Source organism: Phragmitibacter flavus, assembly GCF_005780165.1.
Classification (GTDB): Bacteria; Verrucomicrobiota; Verrucomicrobiia; order Verrucomicrobiales; family Verrucomicrobiaceae; genus Phragmitibacter; species Phragmitibacter flavus.
Genome location: NZ_VAUV01000002.1, coordinates 140,625 through 157,495, shown reverse-complemented (window position 1 = coordinate 157,495; position 16,871 = coordinate 140,625). Strand labels below are relative to the sequence as shown.

16 protein-coding genes are annotated in these 16,871 nt (G+C 53.8%); 5 read left to right on the top strand and 11 right to left on the bottom strand.

Features of this window, described 5'->3' with window-relative positions:
• Nucleotides 1-118: 118 nt before the first annotated feature.
• Nucleotides 119-1,801 (top strand): hybrid sensor histidine kinase/response regulator, encoded by a 1,683-nt coding sequence (locus tag FEM03_RS02655; protein WP_138084630.1) that lies wholly within the window; start codon nt 119-121, stop codon nt 1,799-1,801.
• Between the two features lie 7 nt (nt 1,802-1,808).
• On the opposite strand, the gene FEM03_RS02650 is transcribed toward FEM03_RS02655, so the two are convergent.
• From FEM03_RS02650 to FEM03_RS02640, 3 genes are all read right to left on the bottom strand, one after another.
• Nucleotides 1,809-3,326, bottom strand: a complete 1,518-nt coding sequence (locus tag FEM03_RS02650; RefSeq protein WP_206170819.1) for a hypothetical protein — start codon at nt 3,324-3,326, stop codon at nt 1,809-1,811.
• 70 nt (nt 3,327-3,396) lie between these two features.
• Complete coding sequence (locus FEM03_RS02645; protein WP_138084843.1) at nt 3,397-4,038, bottom strand: SGNH/GDSL hydrolase family protein; 642 nt, start codon at nt 4,036-4,038, stop codon at nt 3,397-3,399.
• A 61-nt stretch (nt 4,039-4,099) separates the two neighbouring features.
• The gene (locus FEM03_RS02640) at nt 4,100-4,447 is read right to left on the bottom strand and encodes a zinc ribbon domain-containing protein YjdM (protein WP_138084629.1); all 348 of its coding nucleotides are present in this window, start codon (nt 4,445-4,447) and stop codon (nt 4,100-4,102) included.
• Between the two features lie 100 nt (nt 4,448-4,547).
• On the opposite strand from FEM03_RS02640, the gene FEM03_RS02635 reads away from it, so the two are divergent.
• Nucleotides 4,548-5,768 carry a hypothetical protein gene (locus FEM03_RS02635; RefSeq protein WP_138084628.1) on the top strand — a complete coding sequence of 407 codons (1,221 nt, stop codon included), beginning with the start codon at nt 4,548-4,550 and terminating at the stop codon, nt 5,766-5,768.
• Between the two features lie 14 nt (nt 5,769-5,782).
• On the opposite strand, the gene FEM03_RS02630 is transcribed toward FEM03_RS02635, so the two are convergent.
• On the bottom strand, nt 5,783-7,066 hold the full coding sequence (locus FEM03_RS02630) for a polysaccharide lyase 6 family protein (protein WP_138084627.1): 1,284 nt from the start codon (nt 7,064-7,066) through the stop codon (nt 5,783-5,785).
• A gap of 483 nt (nt 7,067-7,549) precedes the next feature.
• The gene (locus FEM03_RS02625; RefSeq protein WP_138084626.1) at nt 7,550-8,857 is read right to left on the bottom strand and encodes a Y-family DNA polymerase; all 1,308 of its coding nucleotides are present in this window, start codon (nt 8,855-8,857) and stop codon (nt 7,550-7,552) included.
• A 146-nt stretch (nt 8,858-9,003) separates the two neighbouring features.
• On the opposite strand from FEM03_RS02625, the gene FEM03_RS02620 reads away from it, so the two are divergent.
• Entirely contained in the window at nt 9,004-10,077 is a 1,074-nt protein-coding gene (locus FEM03_RS02620; protein WP_166442566.1) for an LOG family protein, read from the top strand.
• A 149-nt stretch (nt 10,078-10,226) separates the two neighbouring features.
• Here FEM03_RS02620 and FEM03_RS02615 read toward each other — a convergent pair whose 3' ends face one another.
• The 4 genes from FEM03_RS02615 to FEM03_RS02600 all read right to left on the bottom strand — a co-directional run bounded on the left by FEM03_RS02615 (nt 10,227) and on the right by FEM03_RS02600 (nt 13,226).
• A complete protein-coding gene (locus FEM03_RS02615; RefSeq protein ID WP_138084624.1) occupies nt 10,227-11,633 on the bottom strand; it encodes a hypothetical protein in 1,407 nt (468 codons plus the stop codon).
• Nucleotides 11,634-11,748: 115 nt separating this feature from the next.
• Nucleotides 11,749-12,222: a hypothetical protein gene (locus tag FEM03_RS02610; RefSeq protein WP_138084623.1), complete on the bottom strand. Its 474-nt coding sequence runs from the start codon at nt 12,220-12,222 to the stop codon at nt 11,749-11,751.
• Nucleotides 12,219-12,854, bottom strand: a complete 636-nt coding sequence (locus FEM03_RS02605) for a helix-turn-helix domain-containing protein (protein WP_138084622.1) — start codon at nt 12,852-12,854, stop codon at nt 12,219-12,221. The genes FEM03_RS02610 and FEM03_RS02605 overlap by 4 nt, the downstream gene beginning before the upstream one ends.
• A 15-nt stretch (nt 12,855-12,869) precedes the next feature.
• The gene (locus tag FEM03_RS02600) at nt 12,870-13,226 is read right to left on the bottom strand and encodes a hypothetical protein (protein WP_138084621.1); all 357 of its coding nucleotides are present in this window, start codon (nt 13,224-13,226) and stop codon (nt 12,870-12,872) included.
• Nucleotides 13,227-13,425: 199 nt separating this feature from the next.
• On the opposite strand from FEM03_RS02600, the gene FEM03_RS02595 reads away from it, so the two are divergent.
• A complete protein-coding gene (locus FEM03_RS02595; protein ID WP_138084620.1) occupies nt 13,426-13,659 on the top strand; it encodes a hypothetical protein in 234 nt (77 codons plus the stop codon).
• Between the two features lie 390 nt (nt 13,660-14,049).
• Here the strand turns inward: FEM03_RS02595 and FEM03_RS02590 are convergent, their stop codons facing one another.
• On the bottom strand, nt 14,050-15,081 hold the full coding sequence (locus FEM03_RS02590; protein ID WP_138084619.1) for a potassium channel family protein: 1,032 nt from the start codon (nt 15,079-15,081) through the stop codon (nt 14,050-14,052).
• 548 nt (nt 15,082-15,629) lie between these two features.
• Here FEM03_RS02590 and FEM03_RS02585 point away from each other — a divergent pair.
• On the top strand, nt 15,630-16,445 hold the full coding sequence (locus FEM03_RS02585; RefSeq protein ID WP_138084618.1) for a phthiotriol/phenolphthiotriol dimycocerosates methyltransferase: 816 nt from the start codon (nt 15,630-15,632) through the stop codon (nt 16,443-16,445).
• Here the strand turns inward: FEM03_RS02585 and FEM03_RS02580 are convergent, their stop codons facing one another.
• The gene (locus FEM03_RS02580; RefSeq protein WP_166442565.1) at nt 16,446-16,772 is read right to left on the bottom strand and encodes an H-type lectin domain-containing protein; all 327 of its coding nucleotides are present in this window, start codon (nt 16,770-16,772) and stop codon (nt 16,446-16,448) included.
• Nucleotides 16,773-16,871 lie beyond the last annotated feature (99 nt).

Sequence of the window (16,871 nt, the reverse complement as noted above, 5' to 3'; positions counted from 1 at the left end):
CAGCCTCTGCTGAGCACCTTCTCAATAACCTCGTCGCAAAAACGAGAATCTGCCAATTATTGAAAATAGCCATTGCCCAAACATACGTAACTGCTAACAGTTAAGTATTGCGAAGTTTATGGCTGCCGTGTCGTCCCTCACCTGTGATCCCCCCCGCCCGCGACAGGCTTCCACGCCTGGCCAGGCTGATCCGTTGAAGGCCGCCCATCTTGCCAGTTTTTACCTTCGCACCGCCCTTGATCAATCGACCGAAGGCGTGATGATCCTTCAACCTGCCCACGATGAAGTGGTTGGCCCCAAGGTCATCTTCAGCAACTCCCGCATGGCGATGCTTTCCGGAGCCGATCCGCGATCAGGCATGCGTGGCACCTTGTTGAAGGACCTTCTCCCCGGCGATGCTGAATACGCCGACCTTCTCGAAGCCCTCCATCAAGCCGACCGCCAGGGCGGTGCCGGTCAATGGGTGGGCGATCTTCGCACCTGCTACGGTCAGCGCACCCAACGCTGCCATTGGCGCATCCGTGCCGTGCAGAACGACTTCGGTCGCCTGCAAAATTACACCCTCACCGTTACTCCCGCCAAGCCAGAGCCGACAGCGACCGCAGCCCTTCAATCATCGTCCAATAACGAAGCCCAGGACGCACGGCGCATGCGCAACGACAACCTCGCGACCATGTCGCAAGGCGTGCTGCATGACCTTAACAACCTGCTCGGCATCATCATGACCAATCTGTCGGCCGTCTCCCAATGGGGCGAAGGCAACGAGCAGGCCGCGCACCACGTTCAGGAAGCCCTTGATGCCGCCGCGCAGGCCCGCGAATTCACCACCCAAACCCTGCGCATGGCCAAGGACGTGCCCGCCACCCGCGAACCGCTTGAGCTCGCCCAGATTGTGCGCGAAGCCACGCGCATTGCCCAGAGTGGCAGCGGCGTCAAACTCCACATGCATGTCCCCAAAGACCTGTGGTGGACCGTGGCTGATCGATCCAGTCTCGCTCAAGTGGTGCAAAATCTGGTCATCAACGGCATCCAGGCCATGAACAACAGCGGCTCGATGGACGTCGGTGCCCGCAACGTCATGGTCCCCCAAGGCCACAGCCTGCTGCAACCCGGTCCTTATGTCGAAGTGCTGGTGCGTGATCGCGGCTGCGGCATGCCACCCGACCTGCTCACCCGGGTCATGCACGAACCTTTTACCACCAAGGCTCAAGGCAACGGCATCGGACTCACCACCTGCCGACGCGTCATTGAAGAGCACGGCGGCAAGATGCACATCTCGTCCATGAGCGGCATCGGGACCGAAGTCCATTTCTGGCTTCCCGCCAGCAATCCGCTGCTTGCGCCAGTCGAAACCATTCAGGAAAAAAACGAACTGATCCGCGGCACCGGTTCCGTGCTGGTCGTCGACGATGAAGATCGCCTGCGCCAGGTCATCGTCACCGTGCTGAAGCAATGTGGTTATCGGGTCTACGAAGCCCCCGGCGGCAGCGAAGCGGTCGACCTCTACCGCAACCTCATGCGTCAGGGACAGGAGATTGATCTCGTCATCATGGACCTCACCCTCAAAGGCGGACTCAGCGGTGAAGAATCCATGCGTGGCATCCGCAGCCTCAACACCTCCGCCAAAGTCATCGCCTCCAGTGGTGGCCTTGTTGAAGAGACTCGCGAACACTACCTGCAACTCGGCTTCTGCGACATCCTCCCCAAACCTTATCTGGCTCCCGATGTCGCCGCTCTGGTGCATCATCACATCCTGCAGATCCATCACGCCGCCCCGCAATCTCAGTCGCGGGCAGCCTGATTTGATTTCACTCCAACTCCGGCGGCACATTGCCATATCGCCACGGTTGTTTGAACAAGGGAGCCTTCGGCGGCACTGGCAGCGCCATGGGTTGCATGCTTTTCAGTAACTCAATGCCTGCATCGGCCATCTGCGTTCCCGCCGTCACCTCAAGGTTGCTGTAATAAGTCAGCCGCGTTTCATAACCGCCCCCATCTGGTTGAAACGCTTTCTCCGTCGGCACATACCCCGCTGATCCATTCGCCAACGAAACCGGAAATGTCAGCGCAAAACCTCCCTCCTTTTTGATCCGCAGTCCGTTCTCCACAAAATACTCCGCCGGATTGCTCGCCAACCCCACCGGTCCAATCTGAATTGCCTGCACCTCCACCTCACTCTGAGGCTGATGTTTCACTAATGCATCCAACATGACGATCTCTTTCGCAAACATCCACTCCGTCGTGTCCCCCAACGGCTTTGGCTGACTCACCACCTCCAACGCTTTCGACACCCGCTGGGCCGATGGCACCCGCCTCTTGATGTTCCAAATTTTCTGCTTCGCATCCAGCTTCACCTCACTCGTCCGCGTCATTCCCAGAATCACCTTCACCGCCTCCGCCCCCACCCTTCCGCCCACCAGTCGCGACCACGTCTCAGGGGCTGGACGTTGTGTCGTGCTGAGGTTGTCCACCTGTGTCACATCTCCGCTCGCCCCTGTCAAAAACACCACCGGTGCCCGCGATCCCAGCGCGCCCTGCATGGTCTGCTCCAGATAACAAATCCAGTTCGCCGAGATCCCACCCGGACTCGCCGTCGCATGACACGCAAAATTCACCACCGTTCCCAGCAAAGTCCCATTCTCATCCCAGGCGGCAATGACTCCCACCTCGGGATCAATCGGCCCCGCGTATTCAAGAATGTCCGGATTGCCCGGTCCAGGATGACTAAAGGTCAGCCCGTTTTTCATCCTCAACCTCCGATTGAACGATACCGACCCTTCCTGCCCACTTCCAAAACCGAGCGTGGCCGGCACCTTCGTTTTATCAGCCATCACCACCGCGTCCACCATCGCCTTGCGCACCTTCAAAAGATACCCCGCATCCGCCATCGAAGACTCCTCATATCCCAATCGCTGCACCAACTCTGATGCAAAATCCAACTCCCCCGGCAACACCATTCCGACTGGCCCGGAGGAATGGGAATGCGAAGCACCGATCATCACCGCATCACCGGGAATGCCGCACCTCTCCTCGATCTCCTTTCTCACCTCCAAAGCCAGGGTGCGTGGCGTGATCAATGCATCAAACCCCACCAACGCCACGCGCTTTTTTCCGTCGTCAAACACCGCTGCACGCACCTTGCAGGCATCATGAAAGCTCTTGTGAAACGACTTCCCATAGCCTCCCGGTTGCTCCATCCCAATCGACGGCGTGATGTCCTGCTCCGCAAATCCCGCCTTGATCCCTCCCTGTTCCACGGGCTCCACGGCCATCAGATTTACCAATCCCCAATGAATAAAAACTCCCAACGTCAGAAGGTATCGCATGCGCATGCATCTCATACGCAACCAACCACATATCCCTGTCGTTCAGTTCGATTCGAACGGTCAAGTCATGTCATGGCTCACCACTCATCTTCACCGCCCAAGCTTGCAAAGCCGGAGCGAGCACCTTCGCCATGGCCACGTTCCCTTCGCCATCCGGATGAACCCCATCTTTCAACAGGGCATAATCAGGCACCACACCGAACAAACTCATGAAATCACAGCCCGTTTCGTTGGCGAGATCAGCAAACGCCTGACCGAGTTCCTTGAGTTTGCCCTCGCGCTGATCTCCGATTGGCTTTGTCGGACCAAGCGCCGTCTTGTTGATATTGGTCGGCCCGATCAGCATGATGGGAAACTCTGCTCCGTAGGTCTGGCGGGCTTTCTCGATCATACTGCTGATGTGAGTCGCGGCTTTGGGCACACAAGCATCAGTGATGTCTCTCGAATCATTCATGCCCAACGCAATCACCAGGGCGTCAGGCCTGGGGTGTCGCTGTAACACCTCCTCAAACTCCTTCAACGAATTCGTCGGACGTCCTCCCTTGCCTTCGTTGATCAATTTCAAATCACCAGCCGATGCCGCTTCCACCAATTTCACCCAAAGCTGCCCACGTTGGTCCGCTGGCAACGCGCCACCTGCGGTGATGGAGTCACCAAACACCACCATGGTGAACGGCTTCGGAATCGATTGTGCGTGGACGTGAACAACCATCCCAAAAATCAATGTGCAAAGCAGACAAAGAGTTTTAGCCATAACGATCAGAACGCAGATCCTAGTTGAGCACCTTTTTTACGAAACACGCCTTCAAACCAATCATCAATCCGTCCATCCTGCAGGAGATTTCGTGATCGCCATCGACCAGCTTGATCCCTTTTGATTTCGTGCCGATTTTAAGCACCTGCGAAGAACCCTTCAACTGGAGGTCTTTTATCATGGCAACAACATCGCCATCCGCCAGCACATTGCCATAAGCATCTTTGACGACCCGATCACCCGCAGGCACTTCAGCGTCGGTCTCCGCCACAAGCGGCCATTCATGACCGCAGGTGACGCATTCATAGTGGTCGGCCAGAGTCAACAGTTCGGTCATTTCACACATCGGACAGGAGGGTTCGCTCATGGGACCACCAAACACCCCCGGAAGGTGAATGACAAGGGCTCACTTGGTGTCGCACATGAATGCTGCTTGTCGCTGCCTTCGATAGGGTGGAAGGGTGCCTATGAACGATTTTTTTAAGGATCTCGGCCGCACGGTGCTTGAGCAATGGAAACGCGAGAACTTTTCGCTCTCCAGTTTCCCCGGCATCGCCCAGAAGGCGCTGGAGGATCATCCCCCGGCAACCTCAGTCGATCTCAGCGAGTTCATGCGAGAGTTTCTTCTGAACGACGAGCAACCCCAACAAACGCATTCCGGCTTCGGTCAACCCGAACTCGTCGCTTATCATCATCCCAAGTTCTACATCCAGCTGCTGTTCTGGCTCGATGGCACCACCGACATCCATCAACACGAATTTTCCGGCGCATTTCATGTGATGTCAGGATCCAGCATCCACGCCCATTTTAAGTTCGAGAACGCCCAGTCCATTACGCCGCACTTCCGCGTCGGCGACGTGCGCATGCAGAACATCGAACTGCTGGAAACGGGCCGCACCGTGCCCATCATCTCAGGCTCCAGCTGCATTCACTCCCTCTTTCATTTGGACACCCCTTCCATCACCGTCGTGGTGCGAACGCAGCACGATCCCGGCACGGGACCGCAGTTCAACTACCTGCCCCCCCATGTCGCGATGGACCCGGTGCTGGACGACTCGCTCACCATGCGGCGCAAACAACTGCTTGATGTCATGGCGCAGGTTGAAGATCCCGACTACGTGGAGGTGGTCATCGAAATGATCAACGAACTCGACTTCGAGCGCGGATTTTTCATCCTGCAAAACTGCATGGGTCCCCTCCATCAACTTGGCGCGTGGGATGCGGTTTTGGAGACTTATCAAAAAAAACATGGCGACCTCGCCTCAGGAATCCCCGCCACCTTGGAAGAGTATGTCAGGCGCGATGTGATCAAGGAAATGCGCGGCTCCATCACCGATCCAGAACACCGCTTTTTCCTCGCTCTGCTGATGAATGTGCCCACCAAAAAAGACCTTCTACCGCTGATTCAACAACGATTCTCCGATGTTCCGCCTATCGATACCGTTTTGCGCTGGGCAGAGGAACTGGGCGGCGAAACCGAAAGCGGCATTGCCCTTCTCGATGCCTTCTTCCCAGAAACTCTGGAAATCGAAGCCGAAGAACAACCTGCCATCTACCTGACCGCTCTGAAACATTTCATCGAAGGAAGCAAAAAAGTCCCCGCCGAACTGCGCAAACTCTCGTCCTCCCAGATAAAGGAACTTCGCGCCAGCCTGGAAAGTTCAAGCCTCTGCGTCCTGCTCCGATGACGCAGCGCCGAAGCTCACCACCTCACCCCGACATCAGTTGCCTTCAAAGGTTCGAGTCTCACGATCTGAGGCTCCACCCCTTCAATACCTTCGGTGGCAGGTATCCCCAGTTCCTTTCCGGCAAACTGATTCTTTCTCCATTCGATCCCTGAAAGCGAGCATCGAGCTTCCACGATGACCTGCCCGGGGGCAGAAATCCGATTGCCAATGATGAGGGTTTCCACCGGTGGCAAAACCCCGTTTTTGTCATCACTGAGCCCGATCAAAATCGAGTGTTTGCAGTTCACCAAAACGTTGTCTTCAATCCGCGCGCGCTTGACTTGGAAATAACGATGCGCGGGCGACTCGGGAATGCCCATCATGAAACAGATACCGGCACGCGCATCATCGCCCGTGAGATTTTCAAGGTAGTTGCCACGCACCACATGATCCTCGCCAATGATCCGAACACCGCCAGTGCCATTGGCCTGATTCCCGATAAACACATTTTTCTCCACGGTGCATCGATTGCCATGACGCAGGGTGAGCGTGCCACCCACTTCCAGAAAGGTGTTCTCGCGATAAACGTTGTCGCAAGATTTGTTGGAGATGCATTCCACCTCGCCATTGCATTTCTCAAACAGGTTGCGCTCGACCACGCACTCGGCGCTGAGCATGGAGGTTTTGCTGTCGCCAATGCGAATGGTTTCACCACCGTTCTTGCCCAGTTTTTCACGTGGACCAAAGTAGTTGTGGTCGATGCGATGCCGCCCATCCCCTTCGCCTTCGTTCCCCAGCCAGACCACCAAGGTCGTGCCCTTCCCCGTCTTGCCTTGAAAGCTGCAATGGTCGACGCGATTGCCCGCCCCATAGATCCCAACCCAACGACAATCCGCCGCCCCTTCCGCTGGTTGGGTATTGATGACCGCGCACTGCGTCATCCGACAATGGTTGGCCAGCAATTTTGAGTCTTTGCGGAACAGAATCAAATCTCCCACGCGATTGTCGGGATCTTTAAATAGCAAACCCTCCACCACCAGATGTTCTCCGCCGATGCGCAAAGTGCTGGCGCCGGTTAATACCGCTTTTCCGGGTGTTGCCGCCTTCAAGGTGATCGGCGCCGCCTCCGTTCCCTTCCCAGTGAAAACGATCTCCACATCCCGCCATTCCCCTTCGTTCAAACTAATAACGTCACCCGCCTCCGCCGCTCGAATCGCCTTCTCCAGCGCAGCCGGATTGGCAACCCGCAGCTCTTTCGCCGACGCCGATGCCCATGGCCCCGCCACCAAACCAATCAACAAAACGAAGACGAAACGCATGAGCTCTATAGTCGTGCAAACGCCATGTTCTATCTTGGAGTGCGGGGCTTAGCACCGCTTTGGATTTCGCCCCACGCCCCCTCTGCATCACAAGTCCCCAACCACTCCACCACTTTCATCAACGAAGAACCAAGAACCAAGAACCAATAACTTCCCCATCGCCACTCCGCAACCCACCCGCCCAACCAGCCAAAAGCGGTGCATAGCACCGCACTCCATATCGCGCATCAACGCAACTCCTGCCGAATGACCTTGGCCAGTGCAACCCGGCTGAGGACTCACCTCTGGACTGCGGGCTTCGCACCGCTTTGGATATTCTCCACACGCCCCCTCTGCATCACAAGTCCCCAATCACTCCACCACTTTCATCGACGAAGAACCAAGAACCAAGAACCAAGAACTTCCCCATCGCCACTCCGCATCCCACCCATCCCCCCAGCCAAAAGCGGTGCAGAGCCCCGCACTCCACATCCCCATCGCGCTTCAAAGCGGACCCGTTGCCTCCCGCCTTGCCTCCTTCTCCTGCCATTGCTCAAAATCGGACGTCTCCGGGATCCGATTAAACGCAATCTTCGTCCCGGTAAAACTGCTGCCATCGGACTCCGTCAGACCCAACGTCAACGCATCACGACCAAACCGTTGAGTCACGTTATCCAACACCTGCGACAACCGCTCCCGCAACTCCCGCTGCTGCGGACTTCTGGCATCCACCCCGTTCTCCGCCGGAAACAAGCTCAACTGCTCCGCCGCCTCCACCGGGACCAACCCATGCAAAGCCAGGCTAACCTTCTTCAAATGCGCAGGCCGATCCCGCACCACCTTCGCCCACAATTCCCCAAAAATCTTCAACAACGCAAAGCTGTCACACACGGGCGAGAACCGGACACTCCCCTCCAATCTCTCCCCACGCTCAACACGCACGCTGATGTCCAGATGCGTTGCCTTCATGTTCAACTTCCGCATGCGACTGGCCGCCTTCAACAACAAACGCCGACCCACATTCTCCGCCCTCGCCAACGGACGATCCACCGGACCCAGCACATGACTGTGCGTGATCATCCGACGCACCGTCTCCGCACGCTCCACTTCCCTGCCGTGCAAGGCATGCCAGAAACGCTCGCCCTCAACGCTGCCCCACAAGCCGCCCGCCTGTTTCGGCGCACAATGCCAGAGCTGCCAGATCGTCGTGATCCCCTTGGCATAAAGACGCGTCTCCATGTTGCGTCCGATGCCCGGCAGGTCCCGCAGTTTCAGCCCATTCAAGCGATCCGGCATCTGACTCGGATGCAACACCGTGATGCCGTTGGGTTTCACCATGTCACTGGCCACCTTCGCCAGAAACCGGTTCGTCGAAATCCCAATCGAACTCGTCAAACACACCCCCACATTTTCCGCGATACCCGCCTTGATGGCTTGGGCAAGTTCCACTGCCGCCGATTCCTCGTGAAAGCGGCCATACAGCTCGCAGGACATCTCATCAATCGACTCCACCCGCAAAATGGGAATGTGCCGGTCGATCTCCTTCTTCAGTTTCCCGTGAAAATGCACATAAGCGTCATGCTGCGCCAGCACACACACCAACCCCGGACACATCTTCTTCGCATCCCCGATCCGCGTCCCCGTCTTCACTCCAAACGCCTTCGCCTCATAACTCGCCGCAATCGCACAGGTCGAATCGGTGATCACCGGCACCACCGCCACCGGCCGACCACGCAATTCCGGCCGCATCTGCTGCTCCACCGAGGCAAAATACGAGTTGAAATCAATGAACAGAATGCGGTGATCCACCATTAATTAGTAGTGTTCTCTTGAACGCATTTCAACTTAAGAATCTTCTCACCTCGATTTGCTCGATGCCTCACCCAATGCCCCTACATCAATCCTCCTCCGCATTTCGGCACGGTCGATGCTTGGGAAGCGTATCTGAAAGGAACATTATGTCCAAAGTAAGACTGTCAGGAACTGTTCTCGGTGCCGAAGACCCAGGTCGCGCATCACGTGCCCGCCTCCTCTATCTCCTGTTTGCAGGTGGATGGGACATCTACAATTCCAACGGCGACCAGCGCATCACGCTGTCGAACATCGAACGAAAAATCATCGAATCCGACGCCTTTGTGTTCACTCCAGGCGCCACACTGGAGGACATGTTTAAGGCGATCTCCATCTTTGTGGGTTTTCAGACGCTCGACCGCAACCTGAGCGGCAAACCCACCGTCATCCTCAACGGCGACTTTTCCTGGGACCCCTTGTTCGCCGTCCTTGCCCACCTTCGCAAGATGGGAACCATCAAACAAGACTACCGCGACTTCCTGCTCACCGTGGAATCACCGGAAGCCGTTTTGGAAACCCTGGAGATCGTCAAATCCCAAGGCATCCCCGACGTCGGCCGACACAAAATCGGCGAAAGTCAGGCCGGCACCTTTGAAACTCCGATCCCCGACGACTACATCGGCAACGCCTGCGTCTTCTGTTCCGCCACCCTGGAAGATCCCTTGTATCTTGCCGATGGCGAAGCTCTGGGACGCCTTCTTGCCGAGAACAAAATCGGTTGTGTCTCCGGAGCCGGCAAATCCGGCATCATGGGTGCCGTGGTCAAAGGCTCCGTCGAAGCAGGCGGCTGGACCGGCGGCTCCAACGTTCCCCACATCATCGAACTCGAAGGCCTGCCCGATGGACTCTCCAGCTTCTGGCTGCGTCCCGACATCTACACCCGGATGGAGGTCATGATCGAAAACTCCAACGCCTTTGTCATCTTCCCCGGCGGTGCCGGCACTGTGCAGGAGCTTCTTGCCCTGATGATCTTCAAACATCAGAAAAACCCGCTGATGCTCGGCAAACCCGTCGTCATCTTCAACCGCGCCAGCTCCAACGGCCTGCGCTTCTGGGACCCCCTCATCGAACTCCTCGGAACCATGTCCCAACCCGGCGATTTCGTCGTCGCCAACACCCTGGAAGAAATCCTCCCCGCCATTCAAACCGGCATGCGCAATCCCGACGCGCTGGCGGCGTGAAACTGAGGCCATCATGTCAACGAACAACCAACAGAGCTTGGCGTGACGCCTAGATCGCAGAATAGTTCCTACGACGTTTAGATGCTAGCATGTTCAAATGGGGCTACCGGTGACGCTTACCACTGAGCGCCACATCGTCACGAATGAAGTTATGGCACGATAAATATTTTGAGTGATACCGGATCGCGAACTTTTTGGCCCTTATTGAAGTCCCTGACATCTACTAAATTTGATTCAATTGGTTCCCGGCCAGGTGGGTAGACAAAGCCTTTCCTTTCGGAAAGAACGCCAATGTCAATTTGATTGGCAGAAGATGGACTATCGGAAGGCGTAACGATTGTCCCTGAGTCGGTAGATCCGACTAACACCATCTCAGGTTTACCCCTCAGTTTACGAATGAAATTCACAACGCTTCCATTAGAAGAACTCAAATCCAATTCAACTGCTTCGAGTGTTTGATCGGTTACAAAAAATACCCTTTCTTCAATTGCTTTCGCAATTTTAGTCAACTCCTCTTTAAACTCGAGAGCTCCTTGATAGAATCTCTCTCTTTTGGATGTCAATAATATGAAAACGAATAGCACTATCATGCCCATCTGGAAGACCGACTGGAAATGAGAAGCGGCGATTGCCAGGTTTGAATGTGCTACAAGCTCGGATAAACCAGACGCGGTCATACGGCTCAAGCTTAAGCCTAGAAAACTCCAAAATGAAGTATTACTCCCAATGGAAAATGCCTGTGCATTAAGCATAAATATTGCACTATATATCAGCGCAAATGTCACAGTCGTTAGGAGAAACGTATAAACTAGAGAGACCATCAACATCAGCTCAAACTTTCTTGAATGCGTGAAATCCGTGAACTTACTCTCGATATAATTAATGAGATTATCAGTTAAGTAGTATGTCCAGCGATGTTCTACCTGAGCGATTGTTGCTTTATTATCTACTTGATTTAGCGCTTCTATTTCAGCAAAATTTTTGGTTCGGGGCCGCTTTTCTAGAATCCCGTCGGCGATCGCCATTCTAATCTTTCCCGCAAATTTGGCCATCCCTCTGAAAACATTTGCTGCATAGGCTCGCTTGATCGCACTTGCGTAATGAAGCGTCAAAAAAACAGCCAAATAACATAGCGAAATTACTATTGATGGTCTCCAATCGCTAGTAAAGATTACCAGAATGGAGAAAAGAAAAAATACGTAAGAAATAAATACGGCCTTAATTCTCCCAGACAGCTCATGAAGCGCCGGAATTATTGCAAACAGAATGGGCCAATGAATCGCAAATCTCTTTGTTAAGCGCCATGCCAACAAAAAAGGATACAACAATATCGATGATACGAAATAGGCAATTTTTTTGCCTCCCATAAATATGAGCGCCAACGCAAACATGAAGAGACTAAACAAGAATCCGTGGTCCAAAAACCATCTACCCTGTGGAAACCAATGCGAAACAATCAATTCGTCAAAATCAACGAAAAAAACTTTCGCGATTATTGCGATCCAAATGGTGATCTTTACACTCTCGATCAGATAGAATATGGGTGGTTTTTTCATGTCGCATTTGAAATCCGAAAACCCCTTAGTTTTTCCTAACATCAAAGAATTGGATTCGGGCAATCGAGTCCTGTATTACAGCTGAAATGTGTTTCCATTATGATATAGAGAAATGCTATTTTTTCTCTTTCCGTTCCCTAGATTTTTTGGGAATCAGTGGCTTATCTGCGGCTGGTTCCTTGTAAAATGAAATGGTTGGTAAAAGCATGTCACCCCATGGACCTACGGAGGTGATGCTACGCAGTGTTTCACGCGCAATACCGTATAAGATCGAACTTCCGTTTGTGCGGACGAAAACCTCCGGAGTAAGATCTGCTTTTTTCTTACTGCATCGGAATAATCCAACAATTTTTACTTTGAATTGATATGGAATGTTAGCACTCTCGTCAGGAAGCTGGCATAAATCCAACTCTACACTCCAGGCTGTATATTTTTTCGGCTCTTTAGATTCCAAAGGGTAAATTTGAGATTCGACCTTGAACGTATTGTCGTTGAGGTCCGAAGAGCGCTCCACATCGTAATGTTCGTTAGCGACGCAGCTAATCTCCGGCACCAAATAGCGAATCAATTGCAGAGGGGAGAGATTCATGACACTTCAGCAGTATAATTTTTTTGTTCATTGCTGTAACACAAAATCATTTCTAATTTTGGAACCCATTTAGTGAAACCGTGTATGGCATTACAAGAAGCATTTCTTGAGTTTTCTTGGAGCCCAATTCCGAGAATAGCTGTATCAGATCTATCTCGTATAAACGGCCAGTTTGCATTCGACTCTGAGTCCATAGAAGAGAGTATTTCCCACCATCGATTAGATTCAAATCCACAATCTGATATTGGCTGTTTGCCCGCCTGTTTTAGTAGGTAGTTGACTGGAATGGCCCCCTCAAAAACACCTTTTATAAGAAGGCTAATTACCCTACTGGGTCGTTGGTTGCCTGACTCCCAACGCGTCCAGCTCTTCTCCCCTACTTGGAAGAGCTCCCCCATTTCTTTTTGGCTGAGATTCAATCGTTTGCGCAACAACTTAAATTGCTCAGGCAATAAAAGCCCCATGTGACGTGCCTTAGTGCTTTCGATAATTTCATGTGCCTCTTCGGTCAGAACCCAATCCCCAGTTTCCTCGTCAAACCGAAGAGGGATTATTACTTTTATGCGTTCGGCGATGTCCGTTCCTTCAAAATTTGGAATCAGCACATCAAAATCTTCGTATTTCGTCTTCATGTCTTGTAAAGTCCTTCAATCGCAGGACAGCTTTGGTTTGAGTGGAAGATGCGCAGAGAAGATCGTGATTTTTTTACGATCAGTGTGAAGCAACACCTTCCCGTATGTCTTCTTTGTCTTAAAGTGGAAATAAAACTCGTATGTAATGCCAGACGGCTTGTCCATCGTCACTGAACAGCCTGTAAGATTCTGGGAGTCCTTGAAATGTTGAATAAGAACTGGATAAAGATCATTCTGAAACACAGACAGAAAATCCCCACCATACCGAGTCACAGCGTCCTTGGTCCATAGAATTTCGCAGCCGGTGCGGCCCGACTTCAGGACCGCGCAAACAGATTTTCGCCAAGCTTGCGGGATTTCCTGTTGTGCCATGGTTTGAAATTAAAAGAAATGCAAAATTGCTCACGACCTAATATGGTATCAATTGATACCAAATGTCAATCTGATTTTAACTGTTTTCGTTTCGGTCGGTGTTGGGTATTCGTAGCTGGGGGTATGAACCGACACATCGGTAACACATTGGCAGGGAACAACGGTTACACGATAAACTGGGCGAATGCCCTAGAAAAACGTGTCTCCTACGGAACAACAACGATTTGTCAGTCAAGCCCACAGCGGTCATTTCACCATCAAGGAACTCTGCGAGGAGTTCGGCATCAACCGCAATGCGGGGCATAAACGGCTGGTGCGTGTTGCCGAGTTCGGCATGGTCGGAACTGACTTTCCGTCGGTGCGTGTGCCGGGCATTCGGTTTGGGTTGCGGGAATCGGAGACGGACAGAATGTCCGTTGCACGCACAGGTTAAAAACCTGTGTTACATCCGGGCGCTCAACTCGAATGAAGTTGAATGTATCCCGGTGGCGACTCGCTGCGGTTGACGAGGAGGTTGTAGACCATTTGAGTTTGGGTGGGAAGTAACACGGACTTTCAGTCGGTGCGTGTGCCGGACATTCTGTCCGGTTGAGAAGTGGGATGAACGGAATTTCCGGTCGGACGCCCAATCTACCGAAAGCTCATGCCGAGGTTCCGTCCGCGCACTACAACCTTCTGAAGCCCTGTTGTGTTGAGTTCGGCAAGCGAAATTCTCACCCAACCGGGTGTTCGGCGCGCCTCATGGCTCTGCAGGAAGCGGGAAGCGACAGGCTATCAGGTTGTTGCATAACAAATAACACTCGACCCAGCGGGCGAACGGCTCTCAGAGCAGTTCGTTGCGTTCGACGCCACTCGCTTTGCTCAACGAGGTGTTCATATCGGCGGATCGTCCTAAAACGATCATCGCATCTCCCTCGACCATGTGGTGATCGGCAAAATGATCACGCATGATCCTGCCGTCGGCACACTTCAGCGCCACTACCAAAAAAGAGTTTTTGGTCTTTTGTTGAATGTCCCGGATTTTCATTCCCTCGAAACTCGCATCGTGCTGAATGGACAGCTCATCGACTTCCAACCCGAGGTATTTCAACTCCTGCCCCACAAGACCTTTGGGATCACCAAGAAACTGCATCACCGACGGTCGGATGATACTGTTGGCAAACCGATGCGCACCGATCGACGAAGGCAACACCACTTCGTCCGCCCCCGCCTGGCGCAGCTTCTTCTCTGTCGAAGGTTGTTCCCCTCTTGCCATGATCCGAATGGACCGATTGAGATTGCGGGCGGTCAGTGTGATGAAGACATTCAGCGTATCTTGAGGCAACACCGTGGCCAGCACCTTGGCCCGCTCGATCCCCGCGCTGATGAGGCATTCTTCCTCCATCGCGCTGCCACGCAAGGTCAGATAGCCAAGCGCTTCCGCAGCTGCCAGCCGCTCCGCATCAATGTCCACAACCACAAACGGATGTTTGCTCGCCGCGAGCTCCTTCGCGAGAATTTGACCAATGCGCCCATAACCGCAAAGGATGGCGTGCGATTGTAACTCTTCGATGCTGCGTTTCATTTTGATCATGCCAAGGCTGCGCCTGATTTCACCCTCCGTGATGATGCGGACAATGCTGCCAATGATGTAAACAACGGCCGTGGAATCCGCCACGATGACCAGCATGGTAAATACCCTAAGCCCGACGGTATCAATGGGTCGCACCTCACCAAATCCGACCCCAAAAACCGTGATAACCACCATGTAGAGGGCATCCAGCCATGGCCAACCCGCCAGCCAGTAGCCGAAGGTGGAGGCCAGAATGATAAAAACGAAGAGGCCAAGACCGAAGTAAAGTTTGCGTAACGCCATGCTGGCGCACCCAAACAAAGCAATTCCAGGGCCGATGCGTGGAGAAAAACACCCAGCCCCCTAGTCAAAACCCACCCGCCAATTCCGTTCTCCCCAAAAGGATCAGACCGCTGCCAGTGTCACGAAAATACAGCAGCTGGCCACTGTCGCCACGTCACCGCCATCGCCTACTTGCCTTTCATCGCCTTCCTCTCGGCCTTGGCGAGCTTCTTCTCCTTGGGCGTTTTGGTGGGAGCTTTCTTTTTCTCTTTTTTGGCGTCGTTGGATTTCATGGCAGCATCAGCAGAAAGTTATCTTTACGTCGTCCTGCAAAGCACAAAAAATGCCTGCGGCGACGGATCTCTACCAGCATTATCCAAATGACCGCGCAAAGCAAGGCGCAGCCATCGATAAATGGAGGGGATATTCGTTCGCGAATCTCGTTCGCCGGGGCGAGGGAGACTGCCTACTGCCCACTGCCCACTGCCTACTGCTACTAACGGCGTCCTGGAGAACGCCGCTCCTTGGCTACTTCCGCCTTCCGCCTTCCGCCTTCCGCCTTTTAAACCATGTCCCTCCTCGAACATCTCTTCGCCATTGGCCGCATCCGCAAAACCCTTTGGGCCTGGTGGTATCCGTTTCTCACCCGCCGCCTGCGCAGCGACGACATCCTGTTCCTCAACTACGCGTTTGAAACCGATCCTCCCGTGGGCCTAGCGTTGGACCCCGAGGATGAACCCAATCGCGCCTGCATCCAGCTCTATCATCACGTCGCTTCGGCCATCGATCTGAGTGGCAAGGAGGTGCTGGAAGTCAGTTGCGGCCATGGAGGAGGCGCTTCGTGGATCACCCGGACCAAACACCCCCAATCCTACACCGGGCTCGATCTCAATCCCGAAGGCGTGCGCTTCTGCCAGAAACGTCATGCGGTGACCGGACTTACCTTCGTTCAAGGCGATGCCCAAAAGCTGCCGTTTGCCGATCAGTCGATGGATGCGGTCATCAATGTCGAAGCGTCCCACTGCTACCCCGACTTCCCGACCTTCCTCAACGAAGTGGCGCGTGTGCTGCGTCCCGGTGGCCATTTTCTGTATGCCGACTTCCGCTTCGGCGACGGCTTCGATGTTTGGCAAAAAGCCGTCAACTCTGCACCTCTTGAAATCGTGAACCAACGCGACATCAGTTCCGAAGTCTTAAGAGGCATGGATGCCAATGCCGCCAGCAGTCTCGCCCTGGTGCAAAAACGCCTTCCAAAACTTTTGCACGATCTCGGTCGCGACTTCGCCGGCGTGCCGGGATCACGCGTGTATGAGGCCCTGCGATCAGGCGAACTGTCCTACCGCTCCTGGTGCTTCCGCAAACCCGACCATTCCCAAGATGGCTGATCAAGCCCCAATCGCCAGCCAGTTGAACTCCGCCGCATAAACACGCGTGCCCGCCCAGGTGGTGACCAATACCTGAAAACCCGATTGCGTGATGTTCTCCGCCGTCAGCGTGAGCCGTGAACTGTCGCGATCATCAATATCAAATCCAGTAAGGCCAAGTTGCACGACTGGAGGCGACACAAATGTCGAGTCAAAAAACACGTCCACCACAAAGGTGCGGATTTCCTGCGTGTCCTCTTCAACCCCCGCCAGATTCCAACCCTCCGTAAGCACACCGACGCCGACTTTTGATGAGAGCACTTTCCAGGGGATGGATGCGGTATACATGCGATCCATGGTAGCAGCAGCAATCAGACCTTCACGCAAAGCTTTCGTCGATTGACCTTCATCATTTGCAGCATCTCCGGTTATTGGGTTGCCAATTTT

Coding starts and splice junctions, on each gene's coding strand:
- FEM03_RS02640 (WP_138084629.1), bottom strand. CDS start 4,447: ATGAGCGAACCCTCCTGTCCGATGTGTGAAATGACCGAACTGTTGACT.
- FEM03_RS02655 (WP_138084630.1), top strand. CDS start 119: ATGGCTGCCGTGTCGTCCCTCACCTGTGATCCCCCCCGCCCGCGACAG.
- FEM03_RS02615 (WP_138084624.1), bottom strand. CDS start 11,633: ATGAAAAAACCACCCATATTCTATCTGATCGAGAGTGTAAAGATCACC.
- FEM03_RS02610 (WP_138084623.1), bottom strand. CDS start 12,222: ATGAATCTCTCCCCTCTGCAATTGATTCGCTATTTGGTGCCGGAGATT.
- FEM03_RS02600 (WP_138084621.1), bottom strand. CDS start 13,226: ATGGCACAACAGGAAATCCCGCAAGCTTGGCGAAAATCTGTTTGCGCG.
- FEM03_RS02585 (WP_138084618.1), top strand. CDS start 15,630: ATGTCCCTCCTCGAACATCTCTTCGCCATTGGCCGCATCCGCAAAACC.
- FEM03_RS02635 (WP_138084628.1), top strand. CDS start 4,548: ATGAACGATTTTTTTAAGGATCTCGGCCGCACGGTGCTTGAGCAATGG.
- FEM03_RS02645 (WP_138084843.1), bottom strand. CDS start 4,038: ATGGTTGTTCACGTCCACGCACAATCGATTCCGAAGCCGTTCACCATG.
- FEM03_RS02630 (WP_138084627.1), bottom strand. CDS start 7,066: ATGCGTTTCGTCTTCGTTTTGTTGATTGGTTTGGTGGCGGGGCCATGG.
- FEM03_RS02590 (WP_138084619.1), bottom strand. CDS start 15,081: ATGGCGTTACGCAAACTTTACTTCGGTCTTGGCCTCTTCGTTTTTATC.
- FEM03_RS02605 (WP_138084622.1), bottom strand. CDS start 12,854: ATGAAGACGAAATACGAAGATTTTGATGTGCTGATTCCAAATTTTGAA.
- FEM03_RS02625 (WP_138084626.1), bottom strand. CDS start 8,857: ATGGTGGATCACCGCATTCTGTTCATTGATTTCAACTCGTATTTTGCC.
- FEM03_RS02620 (WP_166442566.1), top strand. CDS start 9,004: ATGTCCAAAGTAAGACTGTCAGGAACTGTTCTCGGTGCCGAAGACCCA.
- FEM03_RS02580 (WP_166442565.1), bottom strand. CDS start 16,772: ATGTATACCGCATCCATCCCCTGGAAAGTGCTCTCATCAAAAGTCGGC.
- FEM03_RS02650 (WP_206170819.1), bottom strand. CDS start 3,326: ATGCGATACCTTCTGACGTTGGGAGTTTTTATTCATTGGGGATTGGTA.